Below are 20,626 nucleotides of genomic sequence, written 5' to 3' on the forward strand. Positions count from 1 at the left end.
GCACGTCACTGTAATGCTGATCGTCAGCCCAGCACATCCTCCACACAGGCTTTAAACACTTTCACTCCCAGCGCCAACGCATCGCGGTCAAAATGCATCTCCGGATGATGCAGGCCGGGCGTCAGGTTGGCGCCCAGTCCCCAGAAGCCGCCTTTGATTTGAGGCCGAAGACGCAGATAGTGGAAGAAATCTTCACTGCCTGGTGTCGATTTAGCCGCGGTAAGGCCGGTTTCACCAAACACACTGCGGATAGCACGTGTGATAACCGCTGTTGCCTCGTCATGGATAATCGCGGCGGGCATCTCTTTCAGAATGCGAATTTCCGCGCGCGCACCATACGCGGCGGCGCTGCTCTCAATCGCGCGTATCACCTGAGGTTTGAGGCTATCCATCGCTTCGTTCTCTGCGGCGCGCAGATCCCAGCACACCTGCGCGCGATCAGGAATCGAGTTGGTCACGCCCGCATCGCAGAGAAAACGCGTCGCTTTCGCGCTCCATGTCAGCGAGGGCGCAAGATGAATGCCGTTTACCGCCTGCACCGCATGGGCGGCGGCATCCAGCGCGTTAACGCCTAAGTGCGGGCGCGCAGCGTGCGCCGCTTTGCCATGAAACATCACTTCCACCGTGGCGGACGCGGAGTAGTACATTGCCGGCACGGCCTGGCCCATCGGGCACTCCTCCAGCGGGCGCAGATGAAAGCCAAGCAACATATCAACATCATCCAACACGCCGCCTTCGGTCAGGGCTATCGCGCCGGTGCCTAACTCCTCAGCAGGCTGGAAGATCAGCTTCAGCCTGCCCTTTTTCACTCGCTCCTCAGCCATCACCTCCTGGGCCGTGGTCAATACGACGGTGGAGTGACCATCGTGCCCGCAGGTGTGGCGCGCCACATGTTTGCCGTCAATGATATGCCCCAGCGCATCCATATCGGCGCGCAGCGCTAAGGTCGGGCCGGGCTTACCGCTGTCCAGCACCGCGACAATACCGGTGGTGTTATTAACCTGGCGCGTGACCTGGTAGCCTGCCGCCTCCAGCACGCCCGCGATGTAGGCGGACGTCTTGTACTCTTCGAACCCCAGTTCCGGGATCTGGTGCAGGTAATTAAAGTGCTCAAGTGTAGGTGACACGTCTTACTCCTTAATGCTCAGGCAATAACGCGCATAATCAACATGGCGATTACGGCATTGAGAATGCTGACCGCCATCAGTAGCGGCCAGTACTTTTTCGGTACATCGGCCACGCCCAGCAGGCGCCCCATGTACTGGAGTTGCGAACCCATCAAAAAGATGGCGGGCGCAAGAATCGTGATCTGCCCGATATCAAGCTGGCCTTTGCTCAGCAGGCTGATGGCAACGCCGGTTCCGGCAGATGACGAGAGCCAGGCGGTTAACAACACGGTGATCGCCTCACCGGGCAGGCCGAATAGCCCCATCAGCGGTGCGCACACGTGGCCAATAATCTGCATCACCCCTAACAAATTAAGCATTTCGGCGATCACGTAGGCCATTAATACATTCGGCATCAAATTATTAATGGCAATATTAAAACCCTTGCGCGCACCAATTACGAAAATATCAAACGGATTACTGGAGACTTTTGCCTGATTACTCATTGTCGAAATCTCGCTTATAAACAGTATTTAATGCCAGTCGGACCACGGCTGCGCCAACGAATTTAAGCACAAACATTAAAACCAACGGAATAATAATCGGGATGGTGAGTGAAGCGAACATCGCCGAGCCGATAGAAAAATAGTTATTAATCAACCCGGCGCCGGAGTATTGCCAGGATCCCATAATCACCACGTCTTTGCGGGTGATCTTTTTGCTGTCATAGAGCTCTTTCGTTAATGCCGCGCCGGCATCGGTACTTTGCAGGTCGGTAATCAGCGCAAGGCCGGTATAACCCGGAAGGCCGAGCAGTGGTTTTAACAGCGGCGTGAGTAATTTATGTGCTGCGCGGATCGCGCCATAATGGGTGAAGATTTCCAGCAGGCCAAGTGCCAGCATCACCGTGGGCACCAGCGAAAGCGCGAAGAGGAAACCCGCTTTGGCACTGATGCCGCCGCTGCCGATAAAGGTGTTGGTTTCCGGCGTCTTCATGGTGCCGAACGCGCCGCCAAGCGTGGTGAAATCAAACGCGCCCAGCCATGCCATGCCGTCAACCTTGAAAAAGAAGCCTGAAAAGACAAGCAGCACAATGACCAGTGAGATCCACGCGCCGGGCCCGACGTTCCACGCCTCTGTGGCCTCTTTTTCTGGCTCATTCAGTGTTTTTGGTTCGCTCATATCATCTCTCTTTACATCTGTAAGGGAAAAGTCCTGATACTAAGCAGGATCCATGCCTGAATAGCCCAGCCGTAAAATAAATGCCTTTTATTAAGATTAATGGCGCAATAAAACCCCCTCGCTAAAACTCGCAAGAAATTTATTTTTTTGCCGGGAATTGCTATTTCATTACGCCTGCTTCGAATCGCAACAAAGTATTCCCTCACCCTTTTGGGGCGCATTTTTGGTGCAATAAGAGCACTTTTACTTTTTTATTTACGCTCTCTCAACGCCTGGCCATTAATTTGATTATCACTATTTAAACGGCTTGATAAATAGCCATCAAATGATGTTATTGTTGCTCTCTGGTCAACAGTAACGAGGAAGTGTGGCAGATGTTCCAGGATAAACAGGTGGGTTATCTGTATGAAGTCGGTAACCAGGGCGGCATTCGCCGCGCGGCAGATATCCTCGGCGTTAACGCATCCGTGGTCAGCCGGCAGATTGCCCAGCTTGAACGTTCGCTGCAGCTTCCCCTGCTGGAACGGCGCGGGCGTAATGTGGTGTTGACCGAAGCGGGACGCCTGCTGGCGGCGGATTATTTTACCAGCCGTCAGCGGCGCGAAAAGCTGGAGAGTCAGCTTAAAGATCTGCGCCATATGCGCGGCGGGACGATTTCGGTGCGCATCGGCGGCGGATTGATCACGGCGTTTATTGAGGGCGTCATGCGTGAGTTTGCCCAGTGTTACCCGCAGGTGTTTGTCGATATTGTCGTGGGCAGCATGCAGGAGATGATGAACGATATCGTGAGCGGCGAAGCGGATATGGCGCTGGCCTTTGGCCCGATCGGCACACCGGAACTCAAGCGCCACAGCTTTCAGTGGGGGCCGATTTGTGCCGTCGTCGCGCCGCAGCACCCCATTGCCAATCGCGCCAGCATTACCATTGAAGAGTTGACCGCTCACCCGCTTATTGCCCTGACGGAGAACTTCGGCCTGCAGCGGCACATGAATGCGATGTTCAAAAGCCAGGGTTTGCAATTTCACCCGGCCTACCGATGCAACCTCTTCTCCACCGCCATGCACCTCAGCCAGGCGGGGCTCGGCGTCTCGTTTATGACGGCCTACGCCGCTGCCGATCCTATTCGCCAGGGCGCGCTTGTCGCCGTTCCACTCGACCACCCGATCGCCAGTAGCGCCCAGTGTCACCTGCTACGGAACTCGGACAGGCGCTTTACGCCCGCAGCTCATCATATGTGGCGACTTCTGCACAATGCGTTTCGTGACAAATAAATATTGAGATCCCTGTCTTTACTGAAGGCCACATTTTTTGAGATGCGTTCATGCTGCTGCATGCCTGTTGATAACAGAGATGTGCTTAACACCCAGCATCCACAGCGTCAGATAACAGACAGAACGTTACCCTGTAAATGTTGCTCCCGATGTATTGAATGAAAAGTGCACATGACAGTTAACTCACGCTTCAGTTTGGCGACGCTGTGGGTCTGATAGTTATTTCTGTTGTGTCAACGTTTTCAGGCGCTTCAATAATGTGCCTTACGGCACGGGCAATATCCGCGGGTTTAAGGGCAACAGAACGGTAAGCGTCCATTGCCGCCATCGTTTCCGCATGGGTAATCGTCGACGCCAGTTCACTTTCTACCACCCCTGGATTGACACAGGTCACGCGGATTTTTGAGCTTTCCTGCCGCAGGCCATCAGAAATAGCCCGTACGGCGAACTTGGAGGCACAGTAGACCGCGGCGGTGGGTACGACAGAAAGGGCGCCAATCGAGCCAATATTGATTATCTGTCCGGAACCCTGCGCTTCCATCAACGGAAGTACGGCACCCATTCCCCACAGCACGCCCTTGATATTTACGTCAATGATGCGTTCCCATTCGTCCTGTTTTCCGGCTGCAAGCGGTGAAAGCGGCATAACGCCCGCATTATTGATGAGAACATCAACCCTGCCCCAGTTATCCAGCGCGGCCTGAACAAAAGCGGCCATAGATACCCGGTCTGTGACATCCAACAAATGTGCTTGCGCGATACCGCCTGCGCTGCAGATTTCCGCTGCAATGGCTTCAATACGCGCCAGTCTGCGTGCTCCCAGTAACACCTTCGCGCCTGTCGCCCCTAACTCTCTGGCAATACCTTCCCCAATACCACTGGATGCGCCGGTAATTAATATAACCTTATTCATAACGTTCTCCTTCAAATGGGTTCGGAGAGAGAATAGGACGTTACGATAAGTTCAGGTATCCTGCTTTCAATGTACTCAGTGGTTAGCAGCATTAAACAATGAAAATCGATCTTAACCTTTTGCCCGTTTTTATCGCGGTAGCAGAAGAAGGTAATTTCAGTAAAGCCGCCGCACGGCTGGGTGTGACTCGTTCGGCGGTCAGTCAGGGAATGAGACGGCTTGAAGATACTTTCGGGACGATGCTTGTCATGCGCACCACCCGCGCGGTTAATTTAACGGAAGCGGGAGAACGACTGCATAAATCGCTGTCATTACCTTTAACCGGAATTAACGCTGCGTTCGAAGAGATCGTTTCTGACCCTGCGCCACGTGGACTTCTCAGAATCGCGGTGACATCGATAGCGGAAGAATTCCTGTCAGGTCCGTTGATCGCTTCGTTTGCAGCGGCCAATCCGGCCGTGACGCTCGATATTGTTGTGACGGACGAAGAGTTTGATATCGTGGCTGCAGGTTACGATGCCGGCGTAAGGCTTGGAGAAGTCATTGAAAAAGACATGATTGCGGTTCCCCTGACCGGTGAGCAACGCGAAATGGTGGTCGCATCCCCTTCCTACTTCACTGCCAACGGCCTGCCTGTTCATCCGCGCGATCTTGTACATCACCAGTGTATCGGCTGGCGCCAGTCCCCGCATATTCCGCCTTATCGCTGGCCATTTGAAGAGAACGGAAGCGCGTTCGACCTTGCGATTGAGCCGCAAATTACCACTAATGATCTGCGTCTGATGTTGAGGCTGGCTCTAACCGGCGGAGGCATCACACTGGCCACTCAGGAAACGTTCAGGCCCTATATTGAGAGCGGTGAGCTTGTATCCGTACTTGATGACTTTCTGCCAACATTTCCAGGCTTCTATCTGTATTTCCCTCAGCGTCGCAATATGGCCCCAAAGCTTCGCGCCCTGATTGACCACGTCAGGAAATGGCGGCAACAATCGACGTAAATTCCTGCACAGGTTCTGTTTCATATCAGACCCGCGTGTTGAAGAAGGGGCGGTGTTGGAGGTGGGTTGAATAACCCTTTACAGGGATGATGCTTCCGCAACGGCACCATAACAGGACGCAGTTTGTCCCATTCGAATATTTTCAGCGGCTCAAACCGGTCTTTAAGCTTGACCTAAACTTAACCTGAGCTTTTAGAATGCATGTTTTGCTACGCATTGGGCGGATTGGGTATATGAAAATAGTCGATGTTGGTTTTACGCACGTTGCATTCGCTGTCAGAGACTTAGATAAGAGCATTGCTTTTTATGAACGCTATGCCGGTATGGTTGTTGTCCACCGTCGCGAACCCAACGTTCCGGATGCACGTAAAGTGGCATGGCTCAGTGATCACAGCCGTCCATTTGCGCTGGTTTTGGTTCAGTCAGACAAGGTCACAGACACGCCCTTAGGTCACTTTGGGCATCTCGGCGTGGCATGTGCCAGCCGGGAAGAAATGGATAAGAAAATTAAAATGGCGCGCGCTGAAGGTGTTTTGCGTAAAGAGCCTGAAAATGCGGGTGATCCTGTGGGTTATTACGTTTTCTTCGCTGATCCTGATGGCAATACGCTGGAGCTTTCTTACGGACAGCGAGTGGGGCTTGAAGCCATTGGCAGCATGGCTTCTGATTAAAAGCCCGTTAACAAAAGCGATATTATTTCAGCAGGATTCGTGCCACCAGCTGTCCGGTATCGTTCTCTGTCCACTAACGGTATTTGATGACTATGCTGAACGGATCATAAAGCCTGCATTCCCGGTGCTCAACATCGTTATTTTGCCAAAGAACGTCGCGCCATGATGTCTTGTGCATAACCTTCAATACCAATATGGTGATCATGACTGATCTGAGAGATAAAGCTCTGCAGGAATTCGGGTGTTGAGTGAAGCGTGTCGGCAACGAGGTTATCGAAATCGCGCTGGGTTAAGCGGTCATTTCCTTTTAGCGTCGAATGCTGAAGCACTGTATGCGCAGTAATTTCGAGAACGGCGCGTCGGTAATTATCAGTCAGCAGGACATCAAGATCTTCCCGCTTAATCTCAAATGCAAATTCATAAGTGATAAATCCCGAATCGACAGGGAGTGAGTAGACCAGTTTGCCCCCTTCCTGAACGACATGAGGTTCATAGCCTTCTCCCATAAGATGCACTGACTGCATTTCTCGCTCCTTTTTTGTCCTAAACTATTGAAGATGACTCGCTGAAATAACAACGTTTTTATGTCTTATCGGCTTGATGGCAGGCGGCAAGGTGCTCTGCATCCGTGCCCTTCACGCCCATAATGACACAGGTCTCCCGCAGCGTCGCAACACGAAGTCGCTACGCGTCATACGTCGAAGTGGAAACGGCTGTTCAGGCCTGCATTTACCCCTGCCCATGAGTATCAGCATCTCAAACGTAATGCATGACGTTGTTAATGATTAAAAGATTTCTTTGAATGAAATACCGATAAATGCACGGGGATTTAACGAAATGACTTTCGCACAATATATTGTGGATGGGGCATAGCATGTAGATTTTTAAGACGTTGCGGTGCAACGTTATATCATTGGTGCTGCCAGGGTAGCCCTTTCGTCCCTGAGGCAATAAAAATTGAATACACTGTCTTCTGGACAACGATCTTCAAAAAAATGATAAGGAAGCCGATGAACGATGTAACCTGTGTACCTGATGGTGATCTCTACGATGCCACTTACGATGAGCGCATTCTTCATCTCCGGGATCAGGCCAAGGCACTTTGTTATGACTATAACCTGAGTCGACCCGACAATAAGGAAGCGCGCCTGGCTATCCTGCAGCGGCTTCTTAAAAAGTGCGGCAACAACCCTGTTATTGAACCGCCTTTCTACTGTGACTATGGCGCTAACATCAGGGTTGGCGACAATTTTTATGCTAACCATCATCTTGTTATTCTTGATGGGGCGGACGTGGTGATCGGGGATAATGTTTTTCTCGCCCCAAACGTCGGTATTTATACCGCAGGCCATCCTCTGGATTCTGAACGCCGTAATCAAGGACTTGAATATGCGCTTCCCGTGACCATCGGCAATAATGTCTGGATCGGCGCAGGTGTCAGCATTGTTCCGGGCATTACCATCGGCAATGACGTTGTCATCGGGGCGGGAAGCGTCGTGGTCAAAGATATTCCGTCAGGCGTACTTGCTGCAGGCAACCCTTGTCGTATTATTCGCGAAATCAATGATGAAGACCGCGCCCGCACGGCATTTTGCCCCAGGAAAGCCCCAAGGTGAGATCGGCATTTTGCGTGATCGAACAGGAAATATTGCTATGGCCGAACAGGTCAGTCAGGCCGGGAAGTCAAAACCAGGGCAGGCTATTGCCGGTATTGCACCAGCGTCCTGAGCAGCGACGCTGGAGAGAGCTTACTGGCGAGCCTGGGCCAGAAGATAAGCGAGGCTGCCGCAGTGCTTTCTGCACGCTGTTGCTATTCACCGCCGCGTTATAAGACGATTCTTCAGATTAACGTTAAGCAATTTAAAAAGTGATGGCTTTTATTGCTGCTGTACAAGCCCGCAAGGAAAGCCATGCCCCTCCGGAGAGAAGATCTGGAGAACGATCGCCGTCAGAGGTGGGTAACCAAGCAACGTCGACCATCAGGAATCACGGTTATCGTGTTAACGGAAAGACATAAAAAATTTCTGCTCCGAAGGGGAGATTCGTGATTACAATTTCTCGCAATGTTATTCACTTCAACTAGGTTTCACACTAATACTGACGCAGGCAAAAGGGGTTATCGGGCAAAGGCCGAACGTCTGGAATCTGTCACCTGATGGGCAGTGTGCATCGGCGTCATAAACGAAATTATCTTGTTATGGATTTAAGACCGAAAATCATTTATCCCTGCTGGTTATTATTCTTTGAGGATGAGTTATGACCCCATTTTTACCTCTGCTTGACGTACAGGATGTGACGCTTTCAAGCCAGGGACGCACGCGACTCCTCCCCGTTTCTTTACAGATTCATCGCGCAGACTCGCTTGTCCTGACCGGCCCTTCCGGCAGCGGCAAAAGCACACTTCTCAAAATTATGGCTTTATTATTAAACCCAACCGCTGGGCAAATTCGCTTCAGGGGGCAGGATATCACTGCGCTTAACACCGAAGAATATCGCCAGCGGGTGTCTTATTGCTTTCAGACCCCACAGCTATTCGGTAACACGGTCTATGAAAATCTGGCACTGCCGTGGCAACTTCGCCAGCAGAAGCCCCAGCGCGACCACCTTGTGGCAGCCCTGGAAAGCGTGAATCTGTCACCGGAGATGCTGAATAAACCGGTTGAGCAACTTTCAGGTGGGGAAAAGCAGCGTGTCGCACTGCTTTGTCATCTGCAATTTGTGCCTGATGTCCTGTTACTCGACGAGGTGACCAGCGCGCTGGATGAAGATAATAAACGGGTGGTTCACGCGTTGATTAACAGCTTTGTCACCAGCGATCAGATGGCGGTTGTGTGGGTCAGCCATGATGTTAATGAAATACAGCACGCCACACGTCTGTTACGTTTGGCGCCGTCAGAAAAGGAGAATAATGTTGAGTCAGCATAATATTACTGACACCTCGCTACTGCTGTCCCTGATTCTGGTGGCCGTGGCAATGCTGATCAGCCAAAAAGAGAAACTGGGTATGGGGAAAGACATCCTCTGGAGCGTAACCCGGGCCATCATTCAGTTGGTCATTATCGGTTATGTTTTGACGTCGATTTTTGCTGTCAACAATAGCTGGGTGACGGTGTTGATGGTGCTGTTTATTTGCGTGAATGCCGCCATTAACGCGGGAAAACGCAGCCGTAATATTGAGCATGCCGTTGTGATCTCCTTTGTAGCGATCGTCAGCGGAACGGTCATGACGCTGGCTATTTTGGTGTTGAGCGGTGCGATCGCGTTTCTGCCCATGCAGGTTATCCCCCTTTCGGGAATGATTGCCAGTAATGCCATGATTGCGGTGGGCCTGTGTTACAGCAATCTGAACCAGCGCTTTAGCGATAACCGCCAAAAAATTTTGGAAATGCTCAGTCTTGGGGCACCGGTAAAGCTGGCTTCTGCGCGCATCATTAGTGAAAGTATCCGGGCTGCCATGATCCCAACAGTGGATGCGGCTAAAACGGTCGGTCTGGTGAGTTTGCCTGGCATGATGTCTGGATTGATTTTCGCAGGCATTGATCCATTAAAAGCGATTAAGTACCAAATGATGGTTACGTTTATGCTTATTGGCACGGCCAGCTTGTCGACCATCATTGCAGCCTACCTGTCCTATCGGCGATTTTATACTGCCCGTGCACAGCTCAAAATGACCTTGTAGGCGATTTTTAACGCGAGTCTGGCTGTGCTCGCCTTTGCTCGTGGCAGTAACATCGCTGCGCAACGCGTGAGCCTGTTAAATTCACCTCTGTCGTCCTGTTGTTATCGCTTATTTTCAACACAACGAGGTAAAACACATTCATTAAATTTATGCTTAACCATTGGCAAAAAATGCTTTCTTTGTTAATTTTTGTTCATCGTTATCTGTCGGGCATCACAATAAATGCGCGTTTTAATTGTCGAAAAAGAGCAATCCTGTGGTCACGAGCTGGCATCCCGGTTGTCCTGCCAGGGCATGGTGGCCGACATCGCTTTTGAAGGCAATGACGTAGTCCGTCTTATCAAAAAGAACCCGCCTGACCTGTTTCTCTTCCGGTGTCATCAATTAACGGATCAACACTGCGCGTTGATAGCGCGTTACCGTAAAAGAGGCATAGACGTACCTGTCCTGATTGCGGCGGCGGAGAGCACTAAAGCACTCAGGATTAAGGTCCTGGGCGCAGGCGCGGATGATTTTATTGACGATGATACGGATACAGAAGAGCTGGCAGCGCGTATGCACGCCATCGTTCGCCGTGGTCAGGGCAAGGCCTCATCGCTGATCCAATTGCCCCCCTATGAGCTTGATACCTTTTCCCGACAATTGATGAAAAATGGAACTGACGTCGCGCTGACCTGCTTCGAATATATTATTATTGAGACGCTGATGAAGAATGCCGGAAAAATCGTCACTAAAGAGCGATTGATGCATCAGCTCTATGCCGATGCTGACTATCGAAATCAGGACGTGATCAACGTTCTGGTGTGCAGACTAAACAAAAAGCTGAGCATCGAACCCGACAACCAGATTCGAAGCGTCCGCCGGCTGGGTTATACTTTTCAGCAGCCAGCATGATCTCATTAGCAACCTTAGGGGGAAACCCTTATCTACGCGCTTTTTTTACGCATTATGTACCACGGCGTAAAATGTGTCTTCGCGGTCAGGCGCGACGTAATAACAGCTTGTGAGCAAGTGCCCGCGCGTTGCGATGGCCAAAAGGCCCGGAACACCGGGCCAGCCGAATGAATGAATCCGGAGATGACGTCAGACTCGAAAAGCCTCAACCATTCCGCGCAGCGCATGCGCCTGTTCAGAGAGTGACTGCGAGGCAGAAGAGGATTCCTCAACCAGTGCGGCGTTATTCTTCGTCACCCCATCCATTTGATTCACGGCTACACTAACCTGAGAAATACCTTGCATCTGTTCGGACGAGGCAAGGGAAATGGTATCCATTGTCTCAGCCAGTTCACTCACCATGCCAACCACTTTCAGGATACTCTCGCCTGTTGTTGAGGCGACAACCACACCGCTTTCGACCTGATGAACGGCCTCTTCAATCAACACTTTGATATCTCGTGCCGCATTGGCACTTCGCTGCGCCAGCGTTCTGACCTCGCCAGCCACAACAGCAAAGCCCCGCCCGTCCTCACCCGCCCGTGCCGCCTCAACCGCCGCATTCAGATCCAGAATATTGGTCTGAAACGCGATACTTTCGATGACGGAGGTGATGTCGCGCACTTTGGTAGCACTCACCGAGATATCGTGCATGGTTTCTGACATTCGCTTAACGTCTTCCTCGCCCGAGCGTGCCAGACTGGCGGTCTCGCGGGCTGATTCAGCCGTCTGCCGGGCGCTCATCGCGTTCGTCTTAACCGTGGCAGTCAACTGTTCCATGCTGGCAGCCGTCTCCTGAAGCGCGGCTGCCTGCTGCTCGGTCCGGGATGACAGTTCCGTGTTGCCTTGAGAGATCTCATCAGCAGCGAGTGCAACGGAGGAGGACGTATCCCTGATATGGGTCACCATGCTGCGCAGATTCGTCTGCATGGCATTGAGCGAAGCCAGCAGGCTGGACGTATCATTACGTCGCAGTACGACAGGCGATGTCAGATTACCCGAAGCGATAGCCGCTGCCAGAACCTGCGCCTGCACCGGCTCTCCGCCAAGCTGGCGCATTAACGTGCGGGTAATAATCCAGCACGCCGCGATGGCGATGCCAAAAGAGAGAGCCACCAGCACCGACATCAGAACTGCAGTCTGGGATACCGTTTCCCTCGCATCTTTGACCGTTTTTTCACTGACCTGCATCTGGATTTCAGAAAGTTTATCCAGTGCGTTTAACATCTTACGTTGTACCGGCCTCACTGTTTTCATCAGGTAATCGATCGTTCCCGACGGCGATTTGTTCATGGCTGTTTTACCCGCGAGGGTAAGCATATCCAGGGCTGTATCATCCGTTGCCCGCAGATTTTCAAGGGCGTTTTTTCCTTCTTCTGAAACGTTCACTGCCATGCTGGTAGCCAGCTTGTCTCGGTTCAGTATGTATTTTTCCTTTTGCGCCATCAGCCTGTCCCATTCCGGCTGTTTTTCCTTTTCGTCGGTTAACAGTGCGATGTTTCTTACCGCCACCGAGATGTCCCTGGCCGAGTTGCGCATATCCTGAATCAGGTTGTATCGATACATTTTATTGTTTACCGCATTATCCATGTCATCGCGCGCCTTAAGGAGTGCGTGAAGTGCAATCCCTGTGCAGAGTAGAAACAGGATAATCAGCAGACTAAAACCGGCTGCGAGACGGGTGGCTATTTTCATATTATTTTCCTTTATGGTTCTATACGTTGCTGTGTCGTACTGGCATTGCTGAAAGTATTCGCAGGTAAGCAGGCTACGAATGAAGTTTTTCTCGTCTTAGTACGTTTAACGGCGGACCGGGCATTATTTATAGATCAGAATTGTTAATTTATAGCGGACAAAACGGACGAGACGATAAACCAGGGACGCAAAGCCCAGTACTAATGCGGTTCTGACCATAACGAAGGCAGGCTGAATATATTGTTATAAAAAGTTTCATAACTTCCAAGGACAATTTCAGCAAACGTTTTTTCTTTCTGCCATGCGTTCCATATTAAAATTGAGAGCAGGCAATACGATAAATCAGGTCGCCATCGTCTTCATTATTATCCGGGTGCGATGACCTTTCCAAACCGATAAAAATCGTCCCATTTTTTAATTTATCACTTTGATATAAATATCTTTTTCACACTCACTGTAAACGCCCAATACCTTTCTCCTGAAGATGGCGCTTCTGATGCTGCCTGTAAACTTTAACTTCATGTATTGCTAAAACAGGCGCGCGTACAATGTTTATCAAGTAATGGTTACCATACCGACTTAACACAATTTTTTTCTGTGAAGGATTTCTGAGCGAAGGTAACAGTAAAATGCTTTTTTAAAGTAAACAAAAATAATGACGTTAAGGTTTCTTTAATGTCTTGACCGGAAAATAGGCCTTTTATTCTCCCAACGGATACATACCTAAATGGGCAATGCGCTTGAGACATATAATCAGGCTTTATTTCTGAAAATCAACGCCCTTCCCGGGACGCCTGAATGGCTGATCGATTTTGGCATTTTCTGCGCCCAATACCTGATTTTTTTGCTGCCGCTTATTCTGCTTATCTACTGGTTTGCCGGTGGACGAGAGGAACGTGAAACCGCCTTGTTTGCGGCAGCAACGGCATTTACCGGACTGTGCCTGGGCTTCCTGTGCTCTGCTGTCTGGTTCCATCCGCGCCCGTTTATGATTCGGCTGGGTCATCTCTGGATTGATCACGTGGCGGACTCGTCTTTTCCCAGCGACCACGGTACGCTTTTTTTGAGTATCACACTGGCGTTACTGGCACGACGCAGCTGGATCGGCGGCATCGCATTGGCACTGATGTCAGCGCTGGTCGCCTGGGCACGTATTTATCTGGGCGTTCATTTTCCATTAGACATGGTAGGCTCACTGGCGATGGCCGTTTTAGCCCTGTTGGTGACTCAACGCATGTGGCGACACAAGGGCGCATCCCTGCTCTCTCTCTTTGAAGCACTATTACTGTTGCTTCTCAGCGCTTTACCCTTGAAGTTTGTTCGCTGGTGCAGCAGAAGATGAGAGGCGCAGACGCAGAGCGCGCGTGAAACAGGGCGTTGAAGCGTTGTAGGATGCGCGTTCAGCAGCGTCCTGCATTATTGCAAGCGTCAGAGAAAGGCCATACTGACTTGTTTTCAGGTCTGCTGACATCCTCCAAAACAGGCTTTATGTCATGTGCTACGTTCAAGGCGTCAGGCTAAAACTTGAACGCGCGGCGCCGGGCGCTCAGCCCGCATTTGATTAACCGGGGCATCCCTTTCCCCACCTCCGCGCCGTGGATTCAGAGCAATCCGAATGCCCCGTAAAAGAGGCGCTGCGCTTAGTGGCGCGCCCTTCTGACCCTTTCCCGCCGGCAGGTTAACAGCCAGCAGGGTTAAGCATGCTTTTTTCACTCATCTACACTTTAGCCATTCATTCCCGGCAAGCCTCAGCGGTTTGCCCATGCAAAGGACGACACCATGACTGTACAATCGACAACAAATCACGCCTGGCTTTTGGCTTCACGCCCACAGGGTGAACCAACGGAAGATAATTTCCGTTATGTTGCGCAGCCAACGCCTGAGATCAAAGAGGGCGAGATCTTACTGCGGACGATTTATCTGTCACTCGACCCTTACATGCGTGGACGCATGGACGAGGGAAAATCTTACGCGCCACCGGCCGAGCTGGATCAGCCGATGGTGGGCGGTACGGTCTGTCAGGTCGTCGCATCAAAAAACGGTGAGTTTAAAGAAGGCGACTGGGTACTTTCACAGAGCGGCTGGCAGGAATATGCCGTTTCCAGGGGTAACGATGTTGCCCGCCTGGATAACGATCTGCCCCATCCTTCCTGGGCGCTGGGTATTCTCGGTATGCCCGGCTTTACGGCCTATATGGGGTTAATGGATATCGGTCAGCCGAAAAAAGGTGAAACCCTTGTGGTTGCCGCCGCAACGGGTCCAGTGGGCGCCACCGTGGGCCAGTTAGGTAAAATGAAAGGCTGCCGCGTGGTCGGCGTGGCTGGTGGTGAAGAGAAATGCCGCCATGCCGTTGAAAATCTGGGGTTCGATGCCTGTATCGATCACCACAGTCAGGACTTCGAAGAGCAGCTGAAAAACGCCTGCCCGGACGGTATTGATATCTATTTCGAAAACGTGGGCGGTAAAGTATTCGATGCCGTGTTCCCGCTGTTGAACACTGCCGCGCGCGTGCCGGTCTGTGGGCTGGTTTCCGCCTACAGCCAGAAAGAGCTGCCTGCCGGTCCGGACAGAACCTCGCTGATTATGGCAGGCATTCTGAAACGCCGTATTCGCATGCAGGGTTTCATTATTTTCCAGGACTACGGCGATCGCTACCCGGAGTTCCTGAAAGCCATGACCCCGCTGGTGGAGAGCAAGAAAATTCAGTATCGCGAGCACGTCATTGAGGGCCTGGAAAATGCCCCTAAAGCCTTTATTGATATGCTGAACGGCAAAAACTTTGGGAAAACGGTCGTTAAAGTGGCCTCGTAATCCCGCTCTGGCTGGCAAAATGCAACGTCACTGACGTTGCATTTTTTTATCAGGCCGGGCGGGAAACGTGATCTGCCGCCGCATTGTTGGCTTTAGCGACCGCGCCCGCAAGTTTATCGCCAGCGTTAAGCGACTGACACAGCACGCCCATGAAGCAGTCGCCCGCGCCATGGGTGCTGACCAGGGTGACCTGACGGGCAGGAAAAGCCTGCGTTTCCCCTGCTTCACTGAAGGCCACGCCGTGCTCTCCGGCAGTCACCACCACGCGGTCGAAACGCGGTGCCAGCTCTGCTGCAGCCTGCCTGGCTGAGGCCAGATCGGTCACCGCGATGCCAGTCATATCCCGGGCTTCAACCCCATTCACCACCAGCAAATCAATGCAGCGCGCAAATTCGGGAGAGAGTGGCCGGGCCGGTGCCGCATTAATGCACACCGGAATCTGCTGCTGCCGCGCCGCCTGCGCCGCGACCAGATTAATGGCTTCCGGCACCTCATTCTGCAGCACCAGCATCGACACATCCTGCCAGAAACCGGCCTGCATGAACGGCTCGGCAGCGATATGTTGATTGGCGTTGGACACCACCACCGCGCCGTAATCGCCTTCAGCATCGGTAATGGCAACGCTCATGCCAGACGCAATATCGTCAATCCTCGTGACCGCGTCGGTATTCACCCCTGCCTGGCGCAGCGTTTTCAGCAAAAACGCGCCCTGCTCATCGGCCCCTACCGCACCAATAAAACGGACATCTGCACCTGCTTTTGCGGCCGCTATCGCCTGATTGCCGCCCTTGCCCCCAAACTTGAAGTGGCAGGCGGTTCCCATAACCGTTTCGCCTTTTTCAGGCCGATGATGCGCATCCAGCATAATGTCGTAGTGAAGACTGCCGGTAACTGCAATTTTACTCATGCTCAGAATTCCCGCAGATCCTGAACCGCATGCTGGGTTTTCATCAGGTTTTTCTCCGCACGCGTTAAATCCTTTTTCGCGATGGCCACGAACAGCGCATCCAGTATATTCAGCTGGGCAATTCGTGATGCGGCATTTTCACCTAACAGATGCGATCCCTGAGAAGTTGAATTAAGTACCACATGCGCATGACGCGCAATAGGCGACTCCGCGTAATTCGTAATCACAATCACTCTGGCACCGTTACGTCCGGCTAATTTAACCGGATCGTTAACAGCACGCGTCGCACCGGAGTGACTAATCGCAATCACGACATCATCGTCAGATAACACGGCGGCAGACATCAGCATAATATGGGCGTCATCGTAGGCAGTGGACTTAATGCCGATCTTCAGCATCTTGTGGGAGAGATCGCGGGCAACCGTGGCCGATCCCCCTACCGCATAAAGATCAATATGACGCGCCTTAAAAATAATATCTGCTGCGCGGTTAAATTCAGATACATCTAAAATCGACAACGTTTCTTCAATAGCCTGAATAGATGTTCTGAAGACTTTTGCCAGTAATTGTTCCGATGAATCATCGGGCTCAATTTCCGCATGTAAGCCTGCCACTTCAGAGGCGTTATAATAAATTAAACTGCTTCTGAAATTCCTGAACCCCGTGAAGTTAAGCTTTTTAGTGATCTTAACTATCATGGCTTCCGATACGCCGTTTTCCTGCGCAATCTCTTTTAAAGACGTGTGTTCGGTGATATCCGTTCTGGCAATGATTGCCTCAATGACTCGCCGTTCTAACGGCGTCAGTTGGGGTAATCGCATACGAATTTGAGCGCCAATGGCTCGCGGATCTTGCTTCATTACTTGCCTCGGGTCGCTCGGTCAATCAACATCGCTATGATAATAATAAGACCCGTAGCGAGCAATTGATAAAACGCCTGAATATTAAGCAAGGTCAGGCCGTTACGTAACGCCCCGAGAATAATCACGCCAATCAGGGTGCCAAAGATACTGCCTTTGCCGCCCATCAGTGACGCACCGCCGATGGCAGCGGCCGCAATGGCATCCAGCTCCCACAGGTTGCCGATGGTGGGTTCCGCCGCACCCAGACGGCCAATCAGAATCAGCGACGCCAGAGAGGCCAGCATGCCAGAGATCACGTAAACCGTGACTTTGGTACGTTTAACCGGCACACCTGCCACGCGGGCCGCTTCTTCATTACCGCCAATCGCCAGAATGTACTCTCCCAGCGGGGTTTTATTCATGACCGTCCAGAGGCACAGCGCAATCACGGCGACCACAACGATCGGCGTGGGCACGCCGAACACCGTGCTGTTGATCAGGCTACGGAACGACATGGGAATACCGAATACGGGATTACCGCCGGTGGAGATCAGCGCAATAGCACGAAACAGCGACAGGCCACCCAGCGTGACGATAAAGGGTTGCAGCCCGGCATAAGCGATAAGCGTCCCGCTAAATATCCCGCTGACTGCGCCGACGCAAAGCGTGGCCATGATGGCCAGCGGCACCGGCACGCCAGACACCATCAGCGTGGCGCCCAACACGGCAGAGAGCGCAGCCGTTGGCCCAACCGATAAATCGATTCCGCCTGAAATGATCACCAGCGTCATGCCCAGCGCAATTAAGGCATTAATGGAGGACTGCTGCAGAATATTGAGCAGATTCGGAACGGTAAAAAATACCGGCGACAGAAAAGAAAATGTCACCACAATAATCAGTAATCCAATTAACGTGCCGGCATCGCGCAGATTAAATTTTAACAGCGGAGAGGCGCGGCTCACCGGCTGCATGTTCGTTTCAGTCGTCATGGTTATCGCCTTTATATACAGGTATGAGATCAGGCAGTTTCAACATCTTTAATGGCAAAACGGGCAATATTGTCTTCGGTGATAGCCTCGCCCTTTAACTCTTTGGTTATTTTCCCTTCGCGCATAACCAGTACACGATCGGAGATACGAATGATTTCCGTCATTTCCGATGAGACAACAATAATGGCTTTACCTGCCTTCGCCAGTCGTTCAATTAAATTATAGATTTCTGACTTGGCACCAATATCAATGCCGCGCGTGGGTTCATCAAATAAAAAGACTTTTGCGTCAGCGGCTACCCAGCGTCCGATAATGACTTTTTGTTGATTACCGCCACTGAGCGTACCGATGGTTTTCTCAATATCCATGGGGCGCAGTTTAAGATCGCTCATCACCTCATGTGCTGCCCTGTTTAACCGCTGCTTATTGATTACGCCGCGCAGGGTGAACTGACGCATGGACGGCAGCGCCATATTCATTTTCACCGGGCGGGCTTTAATGATCCCCTCTTTTTTACGATCTTCCGGCACCAGACCAATCCCCGCTTTTATGGCCGCGCTGATATTATGGTTTGGAACGGAATAGCCATTGACCTTCACCGTGCCGCTGCTGCGCCTGTCGATACCGGCAATCAGCTTAAGCAACTCAGTACGTCCTGCGCCGACCAGCCCCGCAATGCCCAACACTTCCCCGGCGTTGACGCTAAAATTAGCGGGCGATATTTCATTGCCACGCGCCAGATTTTCGACGCGTAATACTTCCTGAGCGGTGACAAAGGCGTTGTGATCGAGCCGTTCTATTTTGCGCCCGACCATTTTAGCCACGATGCTTTCTTCATCTTCATCGCAGATGTTCACCACCCCAACCTGTTTGCCATCGCGCATGATCGTCGCCCGGTCACAGACTCTGAAAATCTCGTTCATCTTATGTGATACATAGATTAAAGAGACGCCCAGCGATTTGAGGTCGGCGATCAGTTCAGCCAGCCGGTCAAACTCGCGCGGCGTCAGACTGGAAGTTGGCTCATCCATCGCGATGATTTTGGCGTCATCCAGCAACGCACGGGCTATTTCGACAATCTGCTGCTGCGAAACCTTAAGATGTTTAATCGGGCTGTTGGGATCGATCGTCGGATCGAGCCGTTTCAGAATCAGCGCGGCACGCGACAGCTGGGCTTTTTTATCCACCCACCAGCCTTTTGCTTTGGTCAGTGGGCGGCCCAGAAACATATTCTGCGCGACCGAGAGCTCTGGAACATGCTGCAGTTCCTGATGGATCATCGCGATCCCCGCATGACGCGCGCTGAGTGGGCTTTTCATCTGCACCGTCTGGCCGTTGACGCTGATTTCGCCACTGTCCGCGCCGCGCACGCCGGAGAGAATGTTTAGCAGCGTTGATTTGCCCGCGCCATTCTCACCGATCAAGGCATGCACTTCACCGGGCTTCACAAAAAAGTCGACATTTTGTAAAGCTGCCGCGCTGCCGTAGGTTTTGTTGATGCCGCGCATCATTAAACGATACTGTTCCATACGCTCTCCGCCAGGCTTACTGTTTAGCTAACAGTTGACGCAGCTTTTCCATGTCCTGAGTGGAAAACGCATCCGCATTCTCTTTGGTGATCAGCGCCTGCGGTGTGGACACCACGCGTGAGATTTTCTGGCCGTTAATCAAACGCAGCATCACATCCATCGCCACTTCACCCGTCAGCACCGGGAAGCTGTCCACGGTACCGGTCAGTTCGCCGCGCTTGATGGAGGCATAGGCATCGGAGATCCCATCGGTTCCGAATACGGCCACCTGTTTGGCTTTGTCCATGGCGCGTACCGCTTCCACCACGCCCAGCGCCATCGTGTCGTTATTGGCATAAAAACCGATCAGGTCAGGATGCTGTTGCAGGATAGTGCTCGCCGCATTAAAGGCCTGCTCACGACTCCAGTTGGCCGGTACGCTGGCCACCACATTGAATTTGCCGTTGGCCTTGAGCGTTTCTTTAAAGCCGCTGGTGCGCTGACCGGCAGCATAGACGCCAGGCTGTCCTTCGATCACCGCAACCTTGCCGCCCTGCGGATGGTGCTCGATAAACCATTTCGCTACGCGCACGCCGTTGTCTTTCTGGACATTACCGACGTAGTGTTCCGCATTCGGCATCACCGCGTCATTGACGTTCACAACCGGGATTTTTTTACTGTTGGCGCTTTCCAGTGCAGGCTCAAGGTTAATGTCGGTTTGCGGAGAGACCAGCAGGCCGTTATAGCCCTGAGAAATCATGGTTTCGGCAATCGACAACTGGCCCAGTTGATCGTCTTCATTTGCCGCGGCCTGATAAGCCACGGTGATGCCATATTTTTTGGCGGCGTTCTGGTAGCCCTCGCCCAGCAAACGCCAGTATTCATTGGTCAGGGTTTTGGATACGCCACCGATTTTGAGCGATTTATCGACTTTCGGCATCGCGCCATAGCGACTGTCGAGCGTTGACCAGTCGGTGCGGTCCTGTTCCGTATCGGACTTAAGCGGAGCCAGATCGGCGGCATAAACGCTGGCACACAAGAGCGACGAAGCGATAACGGCGAGTAAACGTTTTTTCATTTTTTCAGCCTTTTATTCTGCGTTTGTAGGGTAAGAAATTGCT

The 20,626-nt window shown here is 52.0% G+C and carries 20 protein-coding genes; 9 read left to right on the forward strand and 11 right to left on the reverse strand.

The annotated features are described in order from the left end of the window. Window positions 1-23: 23 nt before the first annotated feature. From P9J57_RS10755 to P9J57_RS10765, 3 genes are read right to left on the reverse strand one after another with little or no spacing between them, the layout of a single operon-like run. The gene (locus P9J57_RS10755) at window positions 24-1,127 is read right to left on the reverse strand and encodes a M20 peptidase aminoacylase family protein (RefSeq protein ID WP_014605846.1); all 1,104 of its coding nucleotides are present in this window, start codon (window positions 1,125-1,127) and stop codon (window positions 24-26) included. 17 nt (window positions 1,128-1,144) lie between these two features. After that, window positions 1,145-1,612 (reverse strand): YjiG family protein, encoded by a 468-nt coding sequence (locus tag P9J57_RS10760; protein ID WP_013025769.1) that lies wholly within the window; start codon window positions 1,610-1,612, stop codon window positions 1,145-1,147. Continuing rightward, the gene (locus P9J57_RS10765; RefSeq protein ID WP_014593702.1) at window positions 1,605-2,288 is read right to left on the reverse strand and encodes a nucleoside recognition domain-containing protein; all 684 of its coding nucleotides are present in this window, start codon (window positions 2,286-2,288) and stop codon (window positions 1,605-1,607) included. The genes P9J57_RS10760 and P9J57_RS10765 overlap by 8 nt, the downstream gene beginning before the upstream one ends. 374 nt (window positions 2,289-2,662) lie before the next feature. Here P9J57_RS10765 and P9J57_RS10770 point away from each other — a divergent pair, with 374 nt between their 5' ends. Continuing rightward, window positions 2,663-3,559 (forward strand): LysR family transcriptional regulator, encoded by an 897-nt coding sequence (locus tag P9J57_RS10770; protein WP_019105226.1) that lies wholly within the window; start codon window positions 2,663-2,665, stop codon window positions 3,557-3,559. A 190-nt stretch (window positions 3,560-3,749) separates the two neighbouring features. Here the strand turns inward: P9J57_RS10770 and P9J57_RS10775 are convergent, their stop codons facing one another. Beyond that, window positions 3,750-4,472: an SDR family oxidoreductase gene (locus P9J57_RS10775; RefSeq protein ID WP_019105227.1), complete on the reverse strand. Its 723-nt coding sequence runs from the start codon at window positions 4,470-4,472 to the stop codon at window positions 3,750-3,752. Window positions 4,473-4,570: 98 nt separating this feature from the next. Between P9J57_RS10775 and P9J57_RS10780 the strand changes: the two genes are divergently transcribed. Further along, entirely contained in the window at window positions 4,571-5,470 is a 900-nt protein-coding gene (locus P9J57_RS10780) for a LysR family transcriptional regulator (protein WP_116584504.1), read from the forward strand. 233 nt (window positions 5,471-5,703) lie between these two features. Further along, on the forward strand, window positions 5,704-6,141 hold the full coding sequence (locus tag P9J57_RS10785; RefSeq protein ID WP_227008718.1) for a VOC family protein: 438 nt from the start codon (window positions 5,704-5,706) through the stop codon (window positions 6,139-6,141). A 137-nt stretch (window positions 6,142-6,278) separates the two neighbouring features. Here the strand turns inward: P9J57_RS10785 and P9J57_RS10790 are convergent, their stop codons facing one another. Then, window positions 6,279-6,665: a hypothetical protein gene (locus P9J57_RS10790; RefSeq protein WP_014605851.1), complete on the reverse strand. Its 387-nt coding sequence runs from the start codon at window positions 6,663-6,665 to the stop codon at window positions 6,279-6,281. A 486-nt stretch (window positions 6,666-7,151) separates the two neighbouring features. Between P9J57_RS10790 and P9J57_RS10795 the strand changes: the two genes are divergently transcribed. From P9J57_RS10795 to P9J57_RS10810, 4 genes are all read left to right on the forward strand, one after another. Continuing rightward, on the forward strand, window positions 7,152-7,757 hold the full coding sequence (locus tag P9J57_RS10795) for a sugar O-acetyltransferase (RefSeq protein WP_015700320.1): 606 nt from the start codon (window positions 7,152-7,154) through the stop codon (window positions 7,755-7,757). A 640-nt stretch (window positions 7,758-8,397) separates the two neighbouring features. Beyond that, on the forward strand, window positions 8,398-9,066 hold the full coding sequence (gene fetA, locus P9J57_RS10800) for an iron efflux ABC transporter ATP-binding subunit FetA (protein WP_013025760.1): 669 nt from the start codon (window positions 8,398-8,400) through the stop codon (window positions 9,064-9,066). Continuing rightward, window positions 9,053-9,820 carry an iron efflux ABC transporter permease subunit FetB gene (gene fetB / locus P9J57_RS10805; protein ID WP_146109552.1) on the forward strand — a complete coding sequence of 256 codons (768 nt, stop codon included), beginning with the start codon at window positions 9,053-9,055 and terminating at the stop codon, window positions 9,818-9,820. The genes fetA and fetB overlap by 14 nt, the downstream gene beginning before the upstream one ends. Window positions 9,821-10,042: 222 nt before the next feature. Then, window positions 10,043-10,714 carry a winged helix-turn-helix domain-containing protein gene (locus tag P9J57_RS10810; RefSeq protein WP_014593693.1) on the forward strand — a complete coding sequence of 224 codons (672 nt, stop codon included), beginning with the start codon at window positions 10,043-10,045 and terminating at the stop codon, window positions 10,712-10,714. Between the two features lie 189 nt (window positions 10,715-10,903). Here P9J57_RS10810 and P9J57_RS10815 read toward each other — a convergent pair whose 3' ends face one another. Next, entirely contained in the window at window positions 10,904-12,448 is a 1,545-nt protein-coding gene (locus P9J57_RS10815; RefSeq protein WP_483279201.1) for a methyl-accepting chemotaxis protein, read from the reverse strand. 727 nt (window positions 12,449-13,175) lie between these two features. Between P9J57_RS10815 and P9J57_RS10820 the strand changes: the two genes are divergently transcribed. Both P9J57_RS10820 and P9J57_RS10825 read left to right on the forward strand, forming a co-directional pair. Then, window positions 13,176-13,790: an undecaprenyl-diphosphatase gene (locus tag P9J57_RS10820; RefSeq protein ID WP_105087543.1), complete on the forward strand. Its 615-nt coding sequence runs from the start codon at window positions 13,176-13,178 to the stop codon at window positions 13,788-13,790. Between the two features lie 437 nt (window positions 13,791-14,227). Continuing rightward, the gene (locus P9J57_RS10825) at window positions 14,228-15,259 is read left to right on the forward strand and encodes an NADP-dependent oxidoreductase (RefSeq protein WP_483279202.1); all 1,032 of its coding nucleotides are present in this window, start codon (window positions 14,228-14,230) and stop codon (window positions 15,257-15,259) included. A 49-nt stretch (window positions 15,260-15,308) separates the two neighbouring features. On the opposite strand, the gene P9J57_RS10830 is transcribed toward P9J57_RS10825, so the two are convergent. The 5 genes from P9J57_RS10830 to P9J57_RS10850 are packed head-to-tail and all read right to left on the reverse strand — an operon-like array spanning window position 15,309 to window position 20,583. Beyond that, window positions 15,309-16,166: a PfkB family carbohydrate kinase gene (locus P9J57_RS10830; protein ID WP_110286853.1), complete on the reverse strand. Its 858-nt coding sequence runs from the start codon at window positions 16,164-16,166 to the stop codon at window positions 15,309-15,311. A 2-nt stretch (window positions 16,167-16,168) separates the two neighbouring features. Continuing rightward, a complete protein-coding gene (locus tag P9J57_RS10835) occupies window positions 16,169-17,026 on the reverse strand; it encodes a MurR/RpiR family transcriptional regulator (RefSeq protein ID WP_014605861.1) in 858 nt (285 codons plus the stop codon). Then, on the reverse strand, window positions 17,026-17,997 hold the full coding sequence (locus P9J57_RS10840; RefSeq protein ID WP_014605862.1) for an ABC transporter permease: 972 nt from the start codon (window positions 17,995-17,997) through the stop codon (window positions 17,026-17,028). The genes P9J57_RS10835 and P9J57_RS10840 overlap by 1 nt, the downstream gene beginning before the upstream one ends. Window positions 17,998-18,026: 29 nt before the next feature. Next, entirely contained in the window at window positions 18,027-19,526 is a 1,500-nt protein-coding gene (locus P9J57_RS10845; RefSeq protein WP_483279203.1) for a sugar ABC transporter ATP-binding protein, read from the reverse strand. 16 nt (window positions 19,527-19,542) lie between these two features. After that, a complete protein-coding gene (locus P9J57_RS10850; protein ID WP_014605863.1) occupies window positions 19,543-20,583 on the reverse strand; it encodes a sugar ABC transporter substrate-binding protein in 1,041 nt (346 codons plus the stop codon). Window positions 20,584-20,626 lie beyond the last annotated feature (43 nt).

This window comes from Pantoea sp. nfd-35 (genome assembly GCF_056892255.1).